23 protein-coding genes are annotated in these 20,423 nt (G+C 62.1%); 7 read left to right on the top strand and 16 right to left on the bottom strand.

What is annotated here, in order from left to right; all coding sequences use genetic code 11:
* Positions 1 to 92 precede the first annotated feature (92 nt).
* From V3572_RS08235 to V3572_RS08225, 3 genes are all read left to right on the top strand, one after another.
* Positions 93 to 647: a YybH family protein gene (locus tag V3572_RS08235; protein WP_332110501.1), complete on the top strand. Its 555-nt coding sequence runs from the start codon at positions 93 to 95 to the stop codon at positions 645 to 647.
* 99 nt (positions 648 to 746) lie between these two features.
* On the top strand, positions 747 to 1,508 hold the full coding sequence (locus V3572_RS08230) for a hypothetical protein (RefSeq protein WP_332110500.1): 762 nt from the start codon (positions 747 to 749) through the stop codon (positions 1,506 to 1,508).
* Positions 1,509 to 1,554: 46 nt separating this feature from the next.
* Positions 1,555 to 2,397 (top strand): sugar phosphate isomerase/epimerase family protein, encoded by an 843-nt coding sequence (locus tag V3572_RS08225; RefSeq protein WP_332110499.1) that lies wholly within the window; start codon positions 1,555 to 1,557, stop codon positions 2,395 to 2,397.
* A gap of 585 nt (positions 2,398 to 2,982) precedes the next feature.
* Here the strand turns inward: V3572_RS08225 and V3572_RS08220 are convergent.
* The 4 genes from V3572_RS08220 to V3572_RS08205 form a co-directional block, all read right to left on the bottom strand.
* Positions 2,983 to 3,678: an amino acid ABC transporter permease gene (locus V3572_RS08220; RefSeq protein ID WP_332110498.1), complete on the bottom strand. Its 696-nt coding sequence runs from the start codon at positions 3,676 to 3,678 to the stop codon at positions 2,983 to 2,985.
* Positions 3,679 to 3,691: 13 nt separating this feature from the next.
* Positions 3,692 to 4,393 carry an amino acid ABC transporter permease gene (locus tag V3572_RS08215; RefSeq protein WP_332110497.1) on the bottom strand — a complete coding sequence of 234 codons (702 nt, stop codon included), beginning with the start codon at positions 4,391 to 4,393 and terminating at the stop codon, positions 3,692 to 3,694.
* A 172-nt stretch (positions 4,394 to 4,565) separates the two neighbouring features.
* On the bottom strand, positions 4,566 to 5,381 hold the full coding sequence (locus tag V3572_RS08210) for an ABC transporter substrate-binding protein (RefSeq protein ID WP_332110496.1): 816 nt from the start codon (positions 5,379 to 5,381) through the stop codon (positions 4,566 to 4,568).
* 44 nt (positions 5,382 to 5,425) lie between these two features.
* Positions 5,426 to 6,154, bottom strand: coding sequence for an amino acid ABC transporter ATP-binding protein (locus V3572_RS08205; protein ID WP_332110495.1), 729 nt, complete (start codon positions 6,152 to 6,154; stop codon positions 5,426 to 5,428).
* Positions 6,155 to 6,480: 326 nt separating this feature from the next.
* Between V3572_RS08205 and V3572_RS08200 the strand changes: the two genes are divergently transcribed.
* Entirely contained in the window at positions 6,481 to 6,858 is a 378-nt protein-coding gene (locus V3572_RS08200) for a type II toxin-antitoxin system RelE/ParE family toxin (protein WP_332110494.1), read from the top strand.
* Positions 6,855 to 7,184: a helix-turn-helix domain-containing protein gene (locus V3572_RS08195; protein ID WP_332110493.1), complete on the top strand. Its 330-nt coding sequence runs from the start codon at positions 6,855 to 6,857 to the stop codon at positions 7,182 to 7,184. Before V3572_RS08200 ends, V3572_RS08195 begins: the two co-directional genes overlap by 4 nt.
* A gap of 372 nt (positions 7,185 to 7,556) precedes the next feature.
* Here the strand turns inward: V3572_RS08195 and sat are convergent, their stop codons facing one another.
* From sat to V3572_RS08180, 3 genes are all read right to left on the bottom strand, one after another.
* Complete coding sequence (gene sat, locus V3572_RS08190; RefSeq protein WP_332110492.1) at positions 7,557 to 8,849, bottom strand: sulfate adenylyltransferase; 1,293 nt, start codon at positions 8,847 to 8,849, stop codon at positions 7,557 to 7,559.
* Positions 8,850 to 9,030: 181 nt separating this feature from the next.
* Positions 9,031 to 10,248, bottom strand: a complete 1,218-nt coding sequence (locus tag V3572_RS08185) for an amidohydrolase family protein (protein ID WP_332110491.1) — start codon at positions 10,246 to 10,248, stop codon at positions 9,031 to 9,033.
* Between the two features lie 54 nt (positions 10,249 to 10,302).
* Positions 10,303 to 10,695 carry a hypothetical protein gene (locus V3572_RS08180; protein ID WP_332110490.1) on the bottom strand — a complete coding sequence of 131 codons (393 nt, stop codon included), beginning with the start codon at positions 10,693 to 10,695 and terminating at the stop codon, positions 10,303 to 10,305.
* 570 nt (positions 10,696 to 11,265) lie between these two features.
* Between V3572_RS08180 and V3572_RS08175 the strand changes: the two genes are divergently transcribed.
* Entirely contained in the window at positions 11,266 to 12,378 is a 1,113-nt protein-coding gene (locus tag V3572_RS08175; protein ID WP_332110489.1) for a FapA family protein, read from the top strand.
* 36 nt (positions 12,379 to 12,414) lie between these two features.
* Here the strand turns inward: V3572_RS08175 and V3572_RS08170 are convergent, their stop codons facing one another.
* From V3572_RS08170 to V3572_RS08155, 4 genes are all read right to left on the bottom strand, one after another.
* A complete protein-coding gene (locus V3572_RS08170; RefSeq protein WP_332110488.1) occupies positions 12,415 to 12,768 on the bottom strand; it encodes an STAS domain-containing protein in 354 nt (117 codons plus the stop codon).
* 253 nt (positions 12,769 to 13,021) lie between these two features.
* Positions 13,022 to 13,261, bottom strand: coding sequence for a hypothetical protein (locus V3572_RS08165; RefSeq protein WP_332110487.1), 240 nt, complete (start codon positions 13,259 to 13,261; stop codon positions 13,022 to 13,024).
* Positions 13,262 to 13,372: 111 nt separating this feature from the next.
* Positions 13,373 to 13,723 carry a cupin domain-containing protein gene (locus V3572_RS08160; RefSeq protein WP_332110486.1) on the bottom strand — a complete coding sequence of 117 codons (351 nt, stop codon included), beginning with the start codon at positions 13,721 to 13,723 and terminating at the stop codon, positions 13,373 to 13,375.
* A 95-nt stretch (positions 13,724 to 13,818) separates the two neighbouring features.
* A complete protein-coding gene (locus tag V3572_RS08155; RefSeq protein WP_332110485.1) occupies positions 13,819 to 14,481 on the bottom strand; it encodes a CBS and ACT domain-containing protein in 663 nt (220 codons plus the stop codon).
* Between the two features lie 189 nt (positions 14,482 to 14,670).
* Here V3572_RS08155 and V3572_RS08150 point away from each other — a divergent pair, with 189 nt between their 5' ends.
* Positions 14,671 to 15,882 carry a zinc-dependent alcohol dehydrogenase gene (locus V3572_RS08150; RefSeq protein WP_332110484.1) on the top strand — a complete coding sequence of 404 codons (1,212 nt, stop codon included), beginning with the start codon at positions 14,671 to 14,673 and terminating at the stop codon, positions 15,880 to 15,882.
* 93 nt (positions 15,883 to 15,975) lie between these two features.
* Here V3572_RS08150 and V3572_RS08145 read toward each other — a convergent pair whose 3' ends face one another.
* The 5 genes from V3572_RS08145 to V3572_RS08125 all read right to left on the bottom strand — a co-directional run bounded on the left by V3572_RS08145 (position 15,976) and on the right by V3572_RS08125 (position 20,189).
* Complete coding sequence (locus tag V3572_RS08145) at positions 15,976 to 16,263, bottom strand: helix-turn-helix domain-containing protein (protein WP_332110483.1); 288 nt, start codon at positions 16,261 to 16,263, stop codon at positions 15,976 to 15,978.
* Positions 16,264 to 16,316: 53 nt separating this feature from the next.
* On the bottom strand, positions 16,317 to 16,685 hold the full coding sequence (locus V3572_RS08140; RefSeq protein WP_332110482.1) for a type II toxin-antitoxin system RelE/ParE family toxin: 369 nt from the start codon (positions 16,683 to 16,685) through the stop codon (positions 16,317 to 16,319).
* A 133-nt stretch (positions 16,686 to 16,818) separates the two neighbouring features.
* The gene (mgtA, locus tag V3572_RS08135; RefSeq protein WP_332110481.1) at positions 16,819 to 19,335 is read right to left on the bottom strand and encodes a magnesium-translocating P-type ATPase; all 2,517 of its coding nucleotides are present in this window, start codon (positions 19,333 to 19,335) and stop codon (positions 16,819 to 16,821) included.
* Between the two features lie 147 nt (positions 19,336 to 19,482).
* Complete coding sequence (locus V3572_RS08130; protein ID WP_332110480.1) at positions 19,483 to 19,941, bottom strand: Fur family transcriptional regulator; 459 nt, start codon at positions 19,939 to 19,941, stop codon at positions 19,483 to 19,485.
* Between the two features lie 104 nt (positions 19,942 to 20,045).
* On the bottom strand, positions 20,046 to 20,189 hold the full coding sequence (locus V3572_RS08125) for a hypothetical protein (protein ID WP_332110479.1): 144 nt from the start codon (positions 20,187 to 20,189) through the stop codon (positions 20,046 to 20,048).
* Positions 20,190 to 20,423: the final 234 nt, after the last annotated feature.

The following is a 20,423-nucleotide window of genomic DNA, read 5'->3' as shown; positions in this document are numbered from 1 at the left end:
TGCCGTCACCCTGACGCTGGGCATCATCACCTCGATGTTCACGGCCATCTTCGTCTCCCCCGGCCGCGCCGACCCCTCAGGCCCCTCCGGTCGTGTCCGAGCAGCCCCTTTGGGCGGACGCCGCCGGTCCCCGGCCGGGGTCGCTTTTCGTCTCCAGCGTGCCGCCGCTTCCGGCCAAGCCCGCTCCCGGGGCTCTGCCCACGGTCATCCCCACGGTGGAGCCGCCGGTGCAGGAGATCGTCGTGGCCGCGATTCCGGAGAAGGGCGCGGAAAAGACCGCAACGGATGCGGCCGTTCCCGTGGGCAGGGGACAGGTGGAGGCCCTTCTCGAGGGGTGGCGTGTCGCCTGGGAACGGGGAGACGTGAATGCCTACATGGCGTTTTACGGCGACCGCGCCGTGCAGGGCGACCGCCGGGGCTTAGACGCCATCCGTGAGCACAAAATGTCCTTGTGGGCCGAGCGCCCGCCCAAGCAGGTGCGGCTGCAGGACATCCGCATCACCGAGCGGAAAAACGGCTGGCGGGTGGAGTGCGTTCAGCAGTACGAAAGCAAGGATGGCTTTGCCGACAAGGGGATGAAGAAGATGGTGCTGGTCAAGGCCGGTCCCCGGATCATCATTGTCGACGAACAGTGGAGCGCCCTGTAGGCCGAGAGCGCCGATTCAGGCCGGGTCTTTCGACACCAGCGCCTCCTGCGACGGCAGAATCCGGGCGCGCGACATGTTTTCCAAGGAGCAGATGAACATATGGCGTCCGGCGGAAAAATCAGCATTCTCATCATGCGCGACGACGCCGGCGTGCGGCGCATGCGGCTAAGCCCCTTCTGGATTCAATCCGGACTGTGGGCCGTGGTTTTCCTGATTCTGGCCGCTGCCTTGTTTGCCGCCGGGGCCATGTATTACCGGGGCATTGTCGCTGAGTCCGAACGCGCCGCCCAGGAGGCCAGGCGGTTGGCCACGGATGCCGCAGACCGCCTCAAACGTCTGGACGAGATCGAAACCATCCTGCGCTCCAAGGATTCCACGGAGTTGCAAACGCTGCTTGGTTCCTACAATCCCGATGCGGCCGCCTGGTGGAAACCGGCCGTGGAGACCCCGCCCGCGCCCGCGCCTGCGGCCCCGGAGAAGGCCGACGCCGCCGCTGCAAAAATCGATTTACGAAAGCTTCTGGACAAGATTGATCTCAATCAGGCGGGTGTGGACAACTTCAAATCCAAGGTGGAGAATGGCAAGTTGGCCGTAAGCTTCGACCTGAGCAACCTTTCTCCGCAAACGGCCCTGTCCGGAAAGGCGGAGTTGCTGATTTTGACCAACGATGGCGTATTGCACCCCCTCAAGACCGACAAGGACGAACTGACCTTTCAGATTCAGCGTTTCAAGCAGGTGGCCGCCCACCTTGCTCTTCCCCAGGGCGTCAATCCGGCGGATATGTACGGTCTGCGCATCACCATCGCCGATCCGGCCGGGAAGACCATCTACAACGCCGTGTATCCCATCGAACGGCCGTAAGCCGTAGCCGCACATCGCCGCCACGTTTTCGGCAGAGGCGAACCGAATGACCGTTTTTTGTCCCTTTCATGTCAGTTTGTCCCTACGCGCCGTTCACGGCGACCCTGCCCTTTTGGACGCCTTTTTGGCGCAAGGCCTGCATCCGGAACTGGGCTTGGACCCTGTTCTCATGGACGCCGCCGATCCGGCCTGGCATCGCCGCATCCAGGGCGCGCTTGCGGCTGCCGGGGTTGACGTGGCCCTGCACCTGCCCTTTTTCGACCTGCAACCCGGGGCGGCCGACGCCCTTATCCGCGAGGCCTCGAAACAGCGATTGATGCGGGCCATGGACGTCGCCCGGGGATATCGCCCCACGCATCTGGTGGGGCATGCGGCCTATGATCGCTTCCTCTACATTCGGTCCTATGCCGACTGGCGGGACCGGGCCGTTCAGACCTGGGTCGAGGTGCTGAAGTCCTGGCCGGACCATCCTCCCCTGCATCTGGAAAACGTTCATGAGACCGACCCCGGCACGGTGGCTGGGCTGGCTCTGGCCCTGCGGGAGCGACTACCGGAGAGCGCCGGGCGTATCGGTGTTTGCTTCGATATCGGGCATTGGCACAGTTTCGCCGGGGGGCATGCTTTGAGAAATTTTGATGTCTGGGCCGAGGCCCTGGCCCCGGTTTTGACGCATCTGCATCTGCACGACAACGACGGGACGTTCGATCAGCATTTGGCTCCGGGGACGGGGACCATTCCCTGGCCGACAGTCTTTGCCGCTCTCAACGGGTCGGGGCTTACCCCCACCGTCACCTTCGAGACCCACGATCCGGCCCAGCGTCGGGGCATTCACCCATTTTTGGCGGCGTATGCGGATGCGTTTCCCTTTGTTCCGACCACGACTCCTTAGCGATTGAAGATGGTTCGGCGACCGGTCGGCGGGTTTATAGCCGGGCTCGGGGTCGGCGGCTAACGTCCGGCTGCGACGAATTGCGCTGCGCTCCACGTCGCCGCCGTCCGTTTCCGGCGACCCGTCGCCCGGCTTGGGGATTCGTTCGTGCGTGGGGGCCGCTGAAAGGCAAAGAAGCTGGAATGATGATTGAAAATGCAATGGTTCCCTGGCGCAAGCCGTTCGGAGGAGTTCCAGCCTTCCCGTGCGGGGTTTCCAAAGGGGACATGTCCCCTTTGGCCGCCGGAGGCCTTCCCCCGCCAGCACCGTCTCCGGTCCTGGGCGGCATGTTTCTAGGCGAAAGCCGTTCGGAAGAGGTCCAGGCTTCCCGTGCGGGGTTCCCAAAGGGGACATGTCCCCTTTGGCCGCCGGAGGCCTTCCCCCACCAGCACCGTCTCCGGTCCTGAGCGGCATGGTTTCTAGGCGCAAGCCGTTCGGAAGAGGTCCAGGCTTCCCGTGCGGGGTTTCCAAAGGGGACGTGTCCCCTTTGGCCGCCGGAGGCCTTCCCCCGCCTGTTCTGTCGCCCGGCCCAAGCCCCGTACGCGATCAGCGGTCGCGGGCCTGATAGCGGTTGATGCGTTTTTCCAGACGGCGGGAGAGGGCGGTCAACATGTAGCAGATGATGAAATAGAGAACGGCGATGGTGATAAAGATTTCCGTGGGGGCGTTTAAGGTGCGGTTATTGACCTGGGTGGCGGCCTTGGTGAGTTCGTTGACCCCGATGATGAAGGCCAGGGAGGTGTCCTTGGTCAGCGACACGAACTGGTTCACGAACGACGGGATCATGTTGAACAGGGCCTGGGGCAGCACCACGTAGCGCATGGCCTGGTAGCGGGAAAGCCCGGTGCCCCGGGCGGCCTCGGACTGGCCCTTGGGCAGGGATTCGATCCCGGCCCGCACGATCTCGGCAATGTAGGCGCTGGTGAAGACGATCAGGGCGATGAGCGCGCTTTCCGCCTCGGGCAGGGTGTGGCCGAAGGCGATGGGAGCCAGGAAATAGAACCAGAAAATGACCATGAGCAGCGGCGTGCCCCGGATGATCTCGGTATAGACCAGGGCCAGGATGCGGGCGGTGCGGCTTTTGGAGATGCGCATGAGCCCGACCAAAAGCCCCAGCCAAAAGGCCCCGAAAATGCCGCCTAGGGCCAAAAGGATGCTCATGGCCAGGCCGCCCAAAGGGCCTTCCGGATAGGCGCCTATCAGGAAGTAGTTGAAGTTATTTGTGATGACGTTCCAATGCACCGTGAAAGCTCCGCTAATGCGAGGCGACCCGAAGGACCCGTTTGTTGTAGAGATTGATGCTGTAGGAGACGATGAGCGAGATGGTCAGATAGATGGCCGTGGCCACGGTGAAGGCCTCGAAGCCGTGGAAGGTGTGGGCCTCGATCTGCCGGGCCATATAGGTCAGGTCCATGACGCCGATGGTCATGACCAGGGACGAATTCTTGATGAGGTTTAAGAACTGGGAAATGAGCGGCGGGATGACGATGCGAAAGGCCTGGGGGAGGATGACGTAGCCCATGGCCTGGAGAAAGGATAGGCCGCAGGCCCGCGAGGCCTCAAGCTGGGTTTTGGGAATGGCGAAGACGCCGGAACGGATCTCTTCGGCGATGAAGGCGGCGGTGTACACGGTCAGGGCGATGACCCCGGCCGCGAATTCGAAATCCTGCTTATACAGCCATTTGTTGACGACCTCGGGCAGGACGGCATAGGAGCCGAAGTACCAAAAAAATATTTGAACCAGGAGGGGGGTGTTCCGGAAAAATTCTGTGAACGCCATGCTGAACCACACCAGGGGCTTGACCCGGGACAGCCGGAAGACCGCGATGATGGTGCCGAGCAGTAGGGAAAAGACGATGGATACGGCGGAGATTTGCAGGGTGACGCCAAGACCCTCCAAGATCCAATCGCCGTAGGGTTCGGCAAGGACTTTCGCAAAATCAACGGTGTAGCTCAATCACGCCTCTCCACTGGCTCGCAATGTCTGGGGAAAAAATCGGTTCCTGACGCCGCCGGGGCGAAAGCGGCTTCGGGGCATGTCCCGGGAAGCGCCGGGCCATGGCGCGAAACGACGCATACGCGACATTCCCTCCCGCCGGGCGCGCCCAGCGGGAGGGAAAGGCGATGGCCTAGGGCCACACTTCCATGTCCCATTCCAGGGGAATGTAGAACTTGGTGTCCTTGCCGAACCACTTGGTGTAGATCTTCTGGAATTCGCCCGAGCCCCACATGTCCATGAGGGCCACGTTGACGAAGTCGCGGAAGTCGGAGTCGTTTTCCGCAAGACCCAGGCCGTAAGGCTCAGGGGAGATGTACTCGCCCACGATGGCGAAATCGGCGGGCTTGTCGTCGCTGTTCTGCAGGCCCACCAGGATGCTTTCGTCGGTGGTCACGGCCTCGACCTTGCCCTGCTTGAGGGCCAAAAAGGCCTCGGGATAGGTCTCAAAGGAGATGACGGTGCATTCGGGCTGGGCCTTTTTCACGTTCTGCTCGGAAGTGGAGCCCTTCACCGAACCGACCTTCTTGCCAGCCAGATCCTTGACGGTCTTGATGCCGCCGTCTTTTTTCACGAGCAGCTTCTGGCCGGTCATGAAGTAGGTGATGGAGAAGTCGATCTGGTCTTCGCGGTCTTTTTTGTGGGTCATGGTGGCGGCCACCAGATCGATGGCGCCCTGGGTGAGCATGGGGATGCGGGTGGAGGAGGTCACGGGCTTGGTTTCCAGCTTCACGCCAAGCTTGTCGGCCAGGGCCTTGCAGATGTCGATTTCAAAACCCACGATCTGCTTGCTCTGCTCATCCACGAAGCCAAACGGGGGCTGGGAGTCCTTGACCCCGGCGATCAGCGTGCCCCGGGCCTTGATGTCGTCGAGTTTGCCGGCCAGGGCCGGGGTGGCGGCCAGGGCCACGAGGGCGGCCAGGACAAGAAACAGTGCCAATCTGCGCATGGGATGCCTCCTTGGGTTGAAGTGAAAGTTTTTGAGCCGGTTCGCTACAAAATTTCCTTCAGGAAAAGCTTGGTCCGCTCGTGCTTGGGATGGCTGAAAAATTCCAGGGGCGGGGCCTGCTCCAGGATTTCCCCGAAATCCATGAACACCACCCGGTCGGCCACCTCGCGGGCAAAGCCCATCTCGTGGGTGACGCACAGCATGGTCATGCCTTCCCGGGCCAAGTCCTTCATGACGTTTAAGACTTCGTTGATCATCTCCGGGTCAAGGGCCGAGGTGGGCTCGTCGAAGAGCATGATGCGGGGTTTCATGGCCAGGGCCCGGGCGATGGCCACGCGCTGTTGCTGGCCGCCGGAAAGTTCGGCCGGAAATTTGCGGGCCTGTTCGTGGATGCCCACCCGCTCAAGCAAGGCCATGGCCGTCTCTTCGGCCTCGGCCTTGGCGACCTTTTTGACCTTGATGGGGGCCAGGGTGATGTTTTTTAAGACCGATATGTGCGGATAGAGGTTGAACTGCTGGAAAACGATGCCGATGTGGGAGCGCAATTCGTTGACGTCGATGTCGTCGCCGTGGATGTCCTTGCCGTCGATCAAGATGTGACCCTTCTGGTATTCCTCCAGGCGGTTCACACACCGGATCAGGGTGGATTTCCCGGACCCGGAGGGGCCACAGATGACGAGCACCTCGCCCTGCTCCACGGACTCGGTGATGCCCTTGAGTACGTGGAAGTCGCCATACCACTTGTGGACGTCGTGGAATTCGATCAATGCCATGCCTGAACCGTCCCTGGATGTCCGCCGGCTGCCTGTCCGCGCCGGGAATTCGCCTTGATGCCGGGTTACGGGGACAGCCCCGGGGGCGTCTGCGTGTCGAAAAGCCGCATGTTGAAAAAAGCCGCCATCCCCGACGAGAGTGCAAAAGTCTCGCCGTTACAGGATTCGCGGCGTCGTCGTGGATTTGTGACCATGACCCCGTTTTCCCAAATTGTCAATGGCGGCGCGCGGAAACATGAGGCCTGGCACTGGTTCCGGGCAGGGAAACGAGCAGCGCCAGACTTTTGGCCCTTGACTTTTATATAAAAATATGAATAATAATATAAATGAGCAGCGGTGACCCCAAAGAACTTGTTTGGATCGGATCGAGCAGAAAGGACATAAAGGGCTATCCCTTGGCTGTCCGCCGCGCCTTCGGCCTCGCTCTTTATGCCGCCCAAAAGGGGGAATGGCCGCCGGATGCAAAAGCGCTCAAGGGCTTTGGAGGAACAGGGGTCTTGGAGATCATCGAGGATCACCGGGGGGACACATACCCCGCCGTTTACACAATTCGCTTTGCGACAGTGGTTTATGTCCTGCATGTGTTTCAGAAAAAATCGAAGCACGGTGTTTCAACGCCGCAACGGGACATTGATTTGATCAAAGAGCGCTTGAAAAAAGCGGAGCAATTACACGAACAAGGAAAGAAAGGAGGCAAACCATGAATGTTGAACACGAAAACAGCAGTGGTAATGTTTTTGCCGATTTGGGTTTGCCCAATTCAGAGCAAGAGCTTGTAAAAGCAGAATTGACCATTCAGATATACAAGCTGATCAAGGAGAGGGACTTAACCCAAGCTGAAGCTGCAAAAATTCTAAAAACAACGCAGGCTCAAGTTTCTGCACTCATGCGGTGCAAGCCTACGTCTGTATCTGTTGCCCGTCTTATGAAATTCTTGACGGTCCTTGGACAAGATGTAGAGGTGACCGTTCGGCCTGTTGCAAATCGCAAAGTGGGCAAGCTGTCTGTTGTTGTTCAATCTGCCGCCTGAACCTTCCAGTGTAGAGAAAAACGCCCGTGCCCAAGTCCCGGGCGCGGAGCGATTCAGTACTCTTCCGGCAAAAGAAAGAACCGTGGTTATGCTCCGGTCGGCTTCGGTGATGACCTAGAAGACGTCAGCTCTGTAAGCTTTCGCGGGGTTGTTGGTCAATCGGATAGGCCGAGACGGCCAGCAACCCTTGCTGCCTAACTGGCAGCCTGGTTATTCAAGTTGTTCATCTTGGCTTCCTGGAAGACGCTTCGTTCTTCCGCAAAATCAGGGCCATCTTTCCCGGAATTTCGTAGCGACCCCAAAAAAGGGGGAGGCTAAACGCCTCCCCCCCGTGAAACCGTATCGCACATAGGCCACGCAGCCGAAGCGGCCTTACTTCAAGGCGTCGCCGCTGGCAGCGCCCTGCATCTTGATCTCGACCTTCTCGGTCAGGCCTTCATAGTACTTGCGCAGGATGACCAGAACCTCGTCGCGGCCGAAGTGATCCGGGATGTCGCCACCCTCGGACAGCATCTTGCGCAGCTTGGTGCCGGACAGGATGACGCGGTCTTCCTTGCTGTGCGGGCAGGTGCGCAGGGAGGCCATGCCATCGCACTTGAAGCAGTAGAAGGTCCAGTCGATCTTGAGCGGCTCGCACAAAAGGGCCTTGCCGGGATCCGGGCAGGCGTCTTCTTTGTACGGAATGCGGTCGAAGATTTCCTGGGCCTCAAACATGCCGTAGAAGTCGCCGACACCGGCATGGTCACGGCCGATGATCATCTTGTTGACGCCGTAGTTCTGACGGAAGGTGGCGTGCAGAAGCGCCTCGCGGGGACCGGCGTAGCGCATGTCGAGGGGGTAGCCGCCCTGGACCACGTGCTTCTCGACGAAGTAGCCCTTCACCAGGGTGTCGATGCACTCCACGCGCACTTCGGCCGGAATGTCGCCCGGCTTCAGGTTGCCGATCAGGGAGTGGATGATGACGCCGTCGCAGACTTCCACGGCGATCTTGCACAGAAACTCGTGGGAGCGGTGCATGGGATTGCGCAGCTGCAGGGCGGCCACGTTTTTCCAACCCTTCTCGTCGAAGATCTTGCGGGTCTCGGCCGGACGCAGGTACACGCCCTTGTACTTGGTCGGGTACTCGCCCTCGGACAGCACGTTGACCGGGCCAGCCAAACACACGGCCTTGCGCTCCATGACCATCTTCACGCCGGGATGCTCGGCCTCGGCGATCTTCCAGAACTTGTCGTCGGCAGAGTCGTCGCCGGCGCCTTTGTAGACCAGCTCGCACTCGGTCTTTTTCTCGGCGGCGGACAGCTCGAACTTTTCGGTGACCTTCATGGTGGCGTAGATTTCGCCCTTGCGCTCAAGGGTGATCTCCTGGCCTTCCTTGATCCCGGCGGCGTCTTCGGCAGACACGGCCAGAACAACCGGAACCGGCCAGAAGGTGCCGTCGGCCAGGGTCATTTTCTCGCACACGCTCTTCCAGTCGGCCTTGGTCATGAAGCCGCCCAGGGGCGAGAAGCCACCGATGCCGATCATGATCAGGTCGCCCTTTTCCTGGCCGGTGATCTCGATCTTTTTCAGGCCGGCGGCCTTCTTCAGTTCGGCTTCCTTCGCGGCGCCTTCGAGCAGTTTGATAACGAGACCTTTGCCTCCATGCGGCGGAACCAGCTTGGACATGTAATGCCTCCTTACAATGGATTTTTTTTCGTTCGTTCTACGCGCGGGCGGTCGAAAAACCGCTGCGCGCGGGCGTGGAAAATCTTCACGCACGGAACCTATACATGAGGGTTGACAGAATACCAACCCCCTGAAAGCCAGTTTTTGGGGAGAAAGTGAAATTTTTCACGCGGAATTTTTTTTACGCGTCTTCGAGATCGATAGGCAGGAGGGCCACCCCGGAGCGCATGCCCGGTTCAAGCATTCCCAGGGAGTTTTCCCGACCGAGCAAGCGGGCCGGGGTGGTGGTCAGGGCCGCCAGGGCGGCGACCAGGGAAAACCTTTCCCAATGCTGGAGGAGATAGCGGACTTCATTCCACAGGTCAAGGTCGGTGTTCGAGGCCGGGCTGTCCGTGCCCAGGCAAAGTCTGACCCCGGCGGCGGCGAGTTTTTCGACAGGCGCGCGGCCCACGCCGATGTAGGCGTTGCTGCGCGGGCACAGGCACACCCCGCAGCCGCGCCCGGCCAGGGTGCGGATGTCCGCGTCATCCACGTGCACGCCGTGAACGACCAGGGTGTGCTCGTCCAAAAGGCCAAGGGCGTCGGCATGGGCCACGGGCGAGCGGCCGGGCGGGCGAAAATCACGCGGCAGAACCCGCTTGCGCAACAGTTCGGCGAAATCCCCTGTTCCGTCGGCCAGAAGCGCCACCTCTCCCAGGTGTTCGGCCAGATGGAGGGAAAAGGGTTTGCCGTGGCGGGCGGCCCAGGCCTTGGCGGCGCGCAGGCGTTCCGGGTGGGTGGAATACAGGGCGTGCCCGGCCACGGAGACGTGGGCCGCAAAAAGCCCGTGGGGGAGCTCGTGCAGGTCGGCAGGCCAGGACGGGGTGTCGCCCTTCGGCGGGGTAAACCCGAATTCCTCGAAAAAGGAGATGAAATCCAGGCCCTCACGGATAAATGTCCGGGCCGCCGCGCCAGGGTGGCGGGTGGCGATGTCGGCCACACAGGCCGTGCCCGACGTCCGCATCTCCCGGGCTGCGGCCTGGGTCGCATCCTGGTCGAAAACGCCCATGGGCAGGGCCACAAGGCGGCGCACCCATTCGGCGAAACCCAGGCCGGAGGGTATGGCCCCGCGCAAATGGGCCAGCTCCAGATGGCAGTGGGCGTTGATCAGGCCGGGCACGAGGGTGGCTGGGCCGTGGTCCTGGATGGGGCCGGAAAATCCGGCCAGGGTTGATCGGCGCGGCCCCACCGCGAGGATCTCGCGGTCCCTGACGATCACGGCGGCGTCGACAAGAGGGGTGGCCCCCGGGGCCATGGTCATGACCCGCCGGGCCACATGGGCCGTGATCCGGCCGTTCCAATCGGAAAGGGATTGTGGCGCGGCCGGTTGCGATGCGTCGCTGAGCACAAAGGGGGGCATGGACGTCTCCAGGCGCGAAGCTGACCGGTCGCCGCCAGGATATCGGCTTGGCCGTTATTTGAAGATGTACAGGGAGGTGTCCAAAAAGGCCCGGAGGCGCTCCACCCGGTCCCGGAATTTGGCGATATTTTCGCTTTCCCTGGTCCGGATGTCCTTTTCATCCCCGGAAAGATTGATCTCGAATTCGTTGGACATGATCTGCTTGAGCATTTCACTGATATTGACAATGCGGTCCAGGAGATAATTTTTTTCGTCCTTCGTAAAGCAGTAGGTCGTTTTCCCGTACAGATAGTAGAGATCGCGAAGGTTCAAGGCCAAGCCAAGGGTCTTTTCGAGGCGGTTGGAAAGATCAGTATAAAAAATGACATCCTTGCCGTCGATGCTGTTCGATTTGAGAAGTTCCTGTATCTGGATGCCCTGGACAACGGCTTCGTTGAAGTAATGCATGAAATAGTTCGTGCATTCCTTTATATTAGGCATATTTTGCTGTTGCGCAAAGAGGTTCTGGGAAAAGCAAAGTGCAATCATCAAGGCCAAGGCGGCCAAAGATTTTTTCATGGCGGACTCCACCAAGCTCATGGGGTTCACAGCATGATCGGGCACAGAAAGTCCATGCTGCGGGAAGCGGTTCCAAGGCGTATAATTTCACTCTATTTTATGTGCAAAGTCAAACGCTCCTCCCCGGCGGCGCCCCCATGGCGTGGTTTTGAAAAACGGCAGCCCTGGGCGGCGGCGCAGGGCCTTGATATCTTGAGCCAAAGAACGCCAGGATGCAGGACAGGCTGACTGGGCAGCCCATGGCCGGATGTGCCGCCGGTTTCAGGGACTTTCCCGTCCCGTTTACGGATACGGCCTTTCCTGAACAGGAAACCTGCTTGCGGCTTGTGCATTTTCCCGGGGCCGGATATGTAACACACAAGCAGAAACCACGGTCCATGGGCGAAATGGCGCCGGGCTTGTGAAAGGCCCCGTTAAGCGTCCAAAACAGCCGAAGCAGCGGCAGGCGTATCCTCCATCATGCGGCACTACCTGAAATTTTTTTTCGATCCCGGGTTTGACCGTCGCAAACTCACACCCCGGCTGCGGCAGGACGGCTCAGTGGATCTCTACGACCTGGGCTATGTGCAAAACGTCATGGCCGGGGAGGTCGTGGCCGAGTGGCTTCCGGCGGAAAAGGCCCCGCCCGATGCCGATCCCCGGGCGTTTTATTCCGAGAAGGTGTTTCCGTACGGGCTGGGCTGCACCCCTGATCCGGGAAATCCCGACCGGCTGGTGACCACGGTCAATGGCTATGTGGCCTTTGAAAATGGCCGCATCACCGTGCGCCGTACGCTGGTGGTGCCGGACGACGTGGGGTTCCACACCGGCAACATCGTCTTTGTGGGAGACGTGACCATCGAGGGGGCGGTACGGGCCGGATTCGAGGTGGTGGGCCGCAATGTGGTGGTCCGGGGACTGGTGGAAGGGGCCAGGATACGGGCCACGGAATCCATCGTGGCCGAATCGGGGATCAAAGGGTCGGACAATGCCGTCATCCGGGCGGGCGGCAACCTACGCACCAAGTTTTGCGAGAATGCCGAGCTCCATGCGGGCAAAAATCTGCTGGTCGATTCCTCCAGCATGCTGTGCCACTTTTATGTGGGCGAACGGTTGGCGGTGAAGGGACGGCTGGTGGGCGGCACGGCCACCTGCCGGGGGTCGGTGTATGTGGGTGAGGCCCTGGGCGGCGGACTGCGCACCCAGACCAAACTGCTTTTGGGCTACGACCCGGAGTTGATCTCCCGGGACCGCGCCTTGCGCATAAAAATTCATCGCACCAGTGAGCGGGCCATGGCCTTGCGGCGGGAAGCCGGCCCCGGAGGCCGGGCAGGGAAAGAGGCTGCGGAGGAATTGGCCGAGTTGGAAAAAAAACTCGTCTCGTATCACGATCTGCGCCATAGGCTGTGGCTCAACCGCCATGGGGGCGAGAATTTTTTGGTATGCCGGGCCATCGTGCCGGGTGTGATCGGCGCCAATGTGGAAATCGGCATCGGCGAGGCGGTCATGGACGCCCCGGATGGGGCCAGGGATGTGCTTTTCCGGTATTATGACGGGGACGTGGTCATGTCCTCCCCAGCTGTGAAACGCTGACGAGCACGTCCGGGACGGCCGAGTCCCCCCGGGCCCCTAGCGGATTGCGAGCAGCGGAAGAATTTCTTCGCCCATGTCGTCGTCCCAGCCGTCCACCACCCGGAAAAATCCCGAGAGATCGCGCATGGCCAGCTCCGTGGTCACGGAATCGGACAGATCGCGCAGAAAAAGCGCCCCCCCCAGGGTGGAAAGCCGGGTTTGCAGCTTGATGAGGTAGGCGATGCCCGGGCCGCCCAGGTGGCAGGCGTTCGCCAAGTCCAAAACGAACGTCGGGGGGCCGGACACGGCGGCCAGCACCGCATCCATGTCGACCGCCGCATCCCTGGCGAATTCACCGGTGAGGCGGACGTAGATGCACTGTCCCTGACGCGTGACGTCGATGTGGTTCATGGCTTTTTTTGGAGCGAGAGCGTGGTTGGCAAGCATCACCCACCGCGTCGGAGCCTCCCCTCCCCGTCACGGCTGGCGCCCGAAACCGAACGCCAGACGCTCCATACCAGTACCGCCATGCGAAGGCAAACCGGGCGGCGGCGTTGCCGAAATCACAACCACCCGGAATGATTGTGCTCCACGGAAATGCGGGCGGGCAGGAAATGAAAAGGCCGGTCCCCAACGAACCGGCCCGCCAGGCATATGTGGAAAATCAGACCTCGGGCAACCAGGCCAGGAGCGCGAACGGGGTATAGCCGTTGTCGGGATTCTCGGCGTAGCGGCAGCCCAGGTGGTTGTCCTCGTCCTTATACCGGATGTCGCTTAAGGAACCGGTATAGTACACGCAGGTGTTGTTGTTGCACACCAAGAGTTCGCCCCAGCCGGATTCGGGGGGGCCAACCCACGCTTCAAGGGGTTGCCCGCAATGGGGGCAAAGACGTTTTTCAGACATGTTTCTCACTCCTTCTCGGGGAAAAGCCCGGTGTCCGGGCCGTGCGTCCTGTGGAAACTAGGTACGATATCGGCCGCGTCAAGGACCGGGCCGCCAGGCCGGGTGCGGGGGTTAGAGAAGTTCCGGGGCAAACGGCGGCACGAGACAGACAATAACGAGCGGGACCGCCCCGGAGTTTTTGATCTGGTGGGTGACGCCGGAGGGGATGAACAAGACGCTGCCCGGCCCCACATCGAACCAACGGTCCTCAATGAGGACCTGCCCCGTGCCTTCATGCACGAACTGTTCATGCTCCCAGGGATGGCTGTGCCGGGACGTCTCGCCGCCCGGGGCGAACTCGATCACCCGCATGCAGAAATTGGTCGCGCCGTCGGCCTTGCCAAGCACCACTCGTCCGGTGGTTCCCCTGGCCGGGGCTGGGAAGACCGTGGGGGCGACATCGCAATAGTTGATGACCTTCATGGCTGTCCTTCGGGGGGCGCTGGGTTGTCTGTTTTTTCGATGCGGCATGTCCCGCCGCCGCACTCCCTGGGCGCGGCGGCGGGAGGCTCAAAAAATCAGGCGTTGTCCCTGACCCAGTACAGGAGGTCGTATTTGCCTTTGAGCATGTCCACCAGCTTGTGCAGGGGGCCGTCCTCCACGTCCTGGATGCGGATGTAGACATGGCGGTTGTCCTGCTCGGCCGGGGGATAGGAGGTCAGGATGGACATGATGCGGCAGTCCTGGGCCTTCAAGTCGTCGAGCACGTTTTTGAGGCCGCCCTCGGCGTTGGGCAGATTGAAGGCCAACTGCACGCCGCCGGTCAAAACGCCCGTGATGCTGATGAGCACCTTGAACACGTCGCTGTCGGTGATGATGCCCACCACCTTGCCGCTGTCGTCCACCACGGGCAGCCCGCCGATGCGGTTGCGCATCATGACCACGGCGGCCCGCTCCACGGGTTCGTCCGGGGTGATGGCCAGGGGCTTTTTGGTCATGATGTCCGCGACCTTGATCTCGGAAAGCAGGTAATACAGCTCGTGCATGTCCAGGGTGGTGGCCTTGGAGGGCGAGGCCTCCTTGATGTCCCGGTCGGAGAGCATGCCCACCAGCCTGCCGTCGTCGTCCACCACGGGCAGTCGGCGAATCTTGTTCTCCTTCATGAGCTTGGCGGCCTTCATGATGGACGTGCCCGCCTTGGCCACAACGGGCTCCTTGGTCATCCAGTCCTTGATCAGCATGGGGTTCTCCTTGGGGTGCGGATGCGGGCGCTTGTTGCCCGGGCCGTCTTGGCGTATACCGCAGACCCCGGGAATACGAAACCCGGCGTGGCCGCGAGTCGCCGTCACACACCCTCTACACCACCCTGCGGGCGTCCTTCAAGGACTTCGGGGCGGGAACTCCGTCGCACGCCAAGGAAACTCCCCGGCATGAAAGCCCTCCTCTACGAAAAAAGCATCCCGCGGTATCTGGCCAGCGCCCTGGCCGCGCGCCTGGACCGTCGCCGGTTCTTCCCCCGGGTCTCGCCCCTGCGCCTGGCCGAGACGCCCTATGATCCGCCCGCCGGATGGGTGCGTCTGCGCACGCTTCTGTGCGGCATCTGCGGCTCGGACCTGGGGCTTTTGAAGGGTCACGAGTCCGTGCTGCTCGAACCCTACGCCTCCATGCCCTCGGTCCTGGGGCATGAGATATTGGCCGTGGTGGAGCAGGCCCCGGACGGATCGGGCTTTTCCCCGGGACAGCGGGTGGCGGTGGAGCCCATTTTGCCCTGTGAGACGCGGGGCCTTGCCCCCTGCCGGTTCTGCGCCGCCGGGGACTACAACCTGTGTGAGAATTTCATGCGCGGCGATCTGCCGCCCGGCGCCTTTCTGGGCTTCAACGCCAAGGCCCCGGGGGGCATGGCCGAGCGCACGGCGGCCCATCCCTCGCGCCTTTTTCCCGTTCCGGACCATGTGCCGGACGAGACCGCGATCCTGCTCGACTCGCTGGCCTCGGTCCTGCACCCGGTGCTGGTGCATTTTCCGAGGGATGCGGACACGGTGGTCGTAAACGGCATGGGGATCCTGGGGCAGCACGCCGTGCGGTCCTTGCGCGCCCTGGGCTCCAAGGCCCGCATCGTGGCCGTGGCCCGGCACGGGTTCCAGGCTGTGGCGGCGCAGGCCGGGGGGGCTGACGTGGTGCTGCGGTCGCCTGGGCGAAAGGCCCTGGGCGAGGCCGTGGGGGCCACGTTCGTGCCCACGACCCTTGGCGGCGGCAACCTGGAGGGCGGGGCGGACCTGTTTCTGGATTGCGCCGGGGGCGCCCGGGCCTTTCAGGAAGGGCTTTTGGCCCTGCGGGCCGGGGGAACCTACGTCATGGTGGGGACCACGGCCCGCCTGTCCGGGGCCGACGTGTCCAGCCTGTGGTTTCGGCAGCTTGCGGCCGTGGGCTCGGCCAGCTACGGCCACGCCACGGACCCCCGCACCGGAAAACGGGCGCGCACCTATGAGGTGGCCCTGGAGCTTCTGGCCTCGGGGGAGTATCCCACCCAGGGCCTTTTGACCCATACCTTCCGCCTTGACGACTACGCCAAAGCCTTCACCGCCGCCTTCGACAAGCGCGGGCATTCGAGCATGAAGGTGGCCTTCGACCTGCGGCCGTAAAAAAGCCCGGCCGAGATTCCCGGCCGGGGGTTCAGACTGACGACACAGCCCCGGGTTTTCGAAGCCGGGGTTTTCCTTACGATTATCCGCCTGTCAACAGGCCGGGTCAAAGCTGACGCGCAGCCTCGTGCCGGTCGCCCTGGCGTATTTTTCAAGCGTGGGCAGGGTGGGGACCGATTTGCCCGATTCGAGCCGGGCCACGGCGGACTGGGTGGTGTGCATCCGCTGCGCGATTTCCGCTTGCGTCATGCCCGCGTTCTTGCGGGCCTGGATGGCCGCCACGGCCACAGCAAAGGCCGCCTCCCTGTCTTCATAGGCCTGCCGGAAGGCGGGATCTTGCAGGAGCTCGGCTTTTTTTTGGTCCATGGTTTTTGGGGTCATGATGTTTTCCGTATGCGTATCAAATGTTATGGCGCAGTGCGAAGTCCTTGAATTCAGTCCATGAGAAGTTTCCTTCTCTCTTCGGCTATTTCAAGTTCTTGCCGTGGGGTTTTATTTGTTTTTTTTACGAAGCAGCGCAGAATGACGACGCGCCTGCCCTTTGCCGTGCAGTAGAGCTCACGCCCGATGCCATCTTTGCCCCGAGCCCTCATCTCCCATATTTTATCTTTGATATGCTTGACGTGAGGATGCCCGACGGCCTGCAGGCCGACATTCTGGATCATCTCGGCGATATGCACGAAATCGGCTTTGAGTTCCACGGAAAACGCATCGAACTCCGCTTCCACCCTGTCATCCAAAAAGGTAACGGTCCATCGTGGCTCGGCCGGTTTGGATATCCCTGAGCGGAAATTCCTGGGCATACTTTCTCCGTGTCAGCCTGTACGGAATAAAATATAGCATGCTCGCTATGTTTGTCAATCTTCGGCCAAAAAAAGCCCGGGAGGGCCATGGCCTTCCCGGGCGGATTCTCGCGCCCGTTTCGGGCGGCGGAGTCTAGCCGAACCGGCGGTAGAACCACCTTTTGGCCATCTCGGCGCTTACCACGTACAGCACCACGATCCCCACCAGGGCGGGCAGAAAGGCCCAGGGCAGGGGCACAAACCCGAACAGTTCGGCCAGCGGCCCGAACGGCAGCCAGATCGTCACCCCAACCACCGCCGGGGTGGCCCACAAAAGCAGGCGGCTGGGCCGACTGGTCAACATGGTCTTTTTGGTGCGCACCACCAGAACGATCAGCGCCGCCGACACCACCGACTCCACGAACCAGCCCGTCTGGAACAGGGCCTCCGAGGCGTTGAGAAAATGCAGCAGGACCACGAAGGTCAGGCAGTCGAAGACGGAGCTTAACGGGCCGAAAACCAGCATGAAGTTGCGGATGAACCGGATGTCCCAGCGGCGCGGCCGTTCGATCATATCCGGGTCCACGGAGTCCGAGGCGATGGTCATTTCCGGCAGGTCGGTCAAAAGGTTGGTCAGAAGCACCTGGGTGGGAAGTAAGGGCAGAAAGGGCAAAAACAGCGAGGCCCCGGCCATGGAGAACATGTTGCCGAAGTTGGCGCTGGTGGCCATGAAGATGTATTTCAGCGTGTTGGCGAAGGTGGTGCGGCCGAGCAGCACGCCGTTTTCCAGAACCCCCAGGTCCGGGTCGAGCAGCACGATGTCCGCCGCCTCCTTGGCCACGTCCACCGCCCCGTCCACGGACAGCCCCACGTCGGCGGCCTTGATGGCCGAGGCGTCGTTGATGCCGTCGCCCATGAATCCCACCACGAATCCGGCCTTTTGCAGGGCCCGCACGATGTCTTCTTTCTGATTCGGCTCCACCTCGGCGAACACGTCCACCGCGCTCGCCCGGGCCACCAGGGCGTCGGGGGACATGGCCCGCAGATCCGGCCCGGTCAGGACCACCGGCTTTTCAAGGCCCATCTGGCGTCCCAGGCTGTCGGCCACATGGCGGTTGTCGCCGGTGATGACCTTCAGGCGCACGCCCTTGGCGGCCAGGTTGGCCACGGTTGCGGCGATGCCGGGTTTGGGCGGATCCCACAGGGTCAGAAATCCGGCAAAGACCATGCCCGTCTCGTCGGCCTTGTCCGCCGTCCGGGCCTGGTCCATGTCCCGCCAGGCCAGCCCCAGGCAGCGCAGGCCCTCGCGGCCATAGTCGGCGAAACGCGTCTGGATGCCGTCTCTGACCTGTTCCAGGGGCACAAGGGAACCGTCGGGCATGGCCGCCGTGGTGCAGACGTCCAGCACCCGGGCAAGGGCCCCCTTGACCACCAGCAGGTTTTTGCCGTCGCGGCGGGCCAGGATGCCCAGGCGTTTGCGCACGAAGTCGTAGGGGATTTCGTCGAGCTTTTCCCAGCCCGAGACATCCACGCCGCCCTTTTCCCGGATGGCCGCGTCGATGGGGTTGGCGAAGCCGCTTTGGAAATAGCCGTTGACGTAGGCCAGTTCGAACGTCCGTTGGCTCTCCGCACCCGAGGCGTCGTAGGCCCCCTTGATGTGGACGACGCCGTCGGTCAGCGTCCCGGTCTTGTCCGAGCACAAAACGTTCATGGCCCCGAAGTTCTCAATGGAGGCCAGGCGGCGCACGATGACCTTGGAGGCGGCCAGCCGCTTGGCCCCGGCGGCCAGATTGACGCTGATGATGGCGGGCAGAAGCTGGGGCGTCAGGCCCACGGCCAGGGCCAGGGAAAACATGAAGGAATCGGCCACGGGTTTGTCGAACAGGACGTTTAAGGCGAAGATGCCGGTCATCATGACCAGGGTGATCTCCATGAGCATGAAGCCGAAGCGCCGGATGCCGCGCTCGAAGTCCGTCTCCTGGGGGGCGACCCGCAGCCGGGCCGAGACCTTGCCGAACTCCGTATCCCTGCCGGTGGCCGCCACCACGGCCAGGGCCGTGCCGCTGACCACATGAGCGCCCATGAAAAGGACGTTTTGCCGTCCGGCCAGGGGTGTGTCCGGGGCCACGGGATCGGCGCATTTCTCCACGGGATAGGTCTCGCCGGTCAGGGCCGCCTCGTTGGCGAACAGATCCTTGGAGGTCAGGATCAGGCAGTCTCCCGGCACGCCGCGGCCGGCGTCCAGGCAGACCACGTCGCCGGGCACGAATTCGTCGAACGGGATGGACACCGCCTTGCCGTCGCGCAGGGCCAGCCCTTTGGTCTCGACCATGGCCAAAAGTTTCTCCACGGCCCCGGCCGCGCCGCGTTCCTGCCAGAACCCCAGCAGGCCGCTGACCCCCACGATGACCAGGATGATGATGGCGTCGGTCTGATCGTCCAGAAAAAAGGACAGGACGGCGGCGAAGATCAAAATGAGAATGATGGGGCTTTTGAACTGGGAAAAAAACAGGCGCAGGACGCTGTGCCCGCCCTTCTTGCCCAGGCCGGACCCGGCGGCGGCCAGACGTGCGGCGGCCTCGGCGGCGGAAAGCCCTGCGGCGGAGGTTCCAAGCGCTTTGAGGACGTCCGCCGTGGGCTGAGCGTAAAACGGTGTCGAATCCTGGGGCATATCCGGCGCTCCTTTGTGCGGCGTGGGTAGGGCAGGGGCAATCCCCCGGCGACAGGGCTACGGCCACATGTTGCCGCCCGCGCGACAGGCGGGTGACAACCCGTGGGCGGAAAAAGAATTCCGGAAAGGCCGTAAAGATGCCGTCGCCTAGGCGCTGCGGCGGGTGGCGTCCTTTTTCAGGCAGGCCGGGCACAGACCGAAAAAGTCCAGGCGGTGGGCGAGGATAACATAGCCCGTTTCCCGGGACACGCGCTCGGCCGCGTCGTCCAGCAGAGGGGCGTCGGCGTCCATGATGCTCCCGCAGCGGGTGCAGATGACATGGGGATGGGGGTGGGGCCGCCTGCCGTCGTAGCGGTTGCCGAGGTCGCTGAACTGCAATTCCAGGATCTCTCCGGCCTGCTTGAGCAGGGCGATGGTTTTATAGACCGTGGCCAGGCTCATGGTGGGGTATTGCCGCGCCAGACGGGCATGCACCTGTTCGGCGGAGGGATGCCCCCGGCTCAGGGTGAGCACGCGCAGGATGGCCAGCCGTTGCGGCGTGACGCGGCAGCCCTTTTCCTTGAGAAGGGCCACCAGGTTTTCCAGGCGTCGGACGTGGACGTCCATGGCGGGGCTCCTTGGGGCGCTGGTGAAAAACGAAGCGTGTCGCCATGCTATTGCCCAGCCGTGGCCATGCGTCAAGGGTGCCGCGTAGGGCCTTTTCCCGGGGATCAATAGGCGTAGGGCGGGGCGGCGCGCCATTCGAACATGAACGGCTCATGCGGCGCGGCCACGGCCACGACCTTGTCTGCGGCAAACACGTATCCGGGCAGGGTGGAGGCGTAGAAGATGCCCGGCACCTGGATATCCGGCAAGGGCGCGGCGCCGGGCGCCGGGTCGAGCCGCCCGGCCGCCCGGACCCAGGTTCCGTCCTCGGGCAGCGCTCTTGCTGCATCAGCAGGAACTTTTTCACCCTGTCTTAATTTTGAATATAGATCAACAATAGCTTCGTCGCTATTTTTGGTTTCATCTTTTTCAAAAGTAGCTTCTAAGTAGCAAAAACTCTATCAGGCGAATAAGCAACTAGTGACGGAAATGTCACATGACCT

It is taken from the genome of Desulfolutivibrio sp. (genome assembly GCF_036584575.1).
In the GTDB taxonomy this organism is placed as follows: Bacteria; Desulfobacterota; Desulfovibrionia; order Desulfovibrionales; family Desulfovibrionaceae; genus Desulfolutivibrio.
This window is presented reverse-complemented; position numbering and strand designations above follow the sequence as displayed.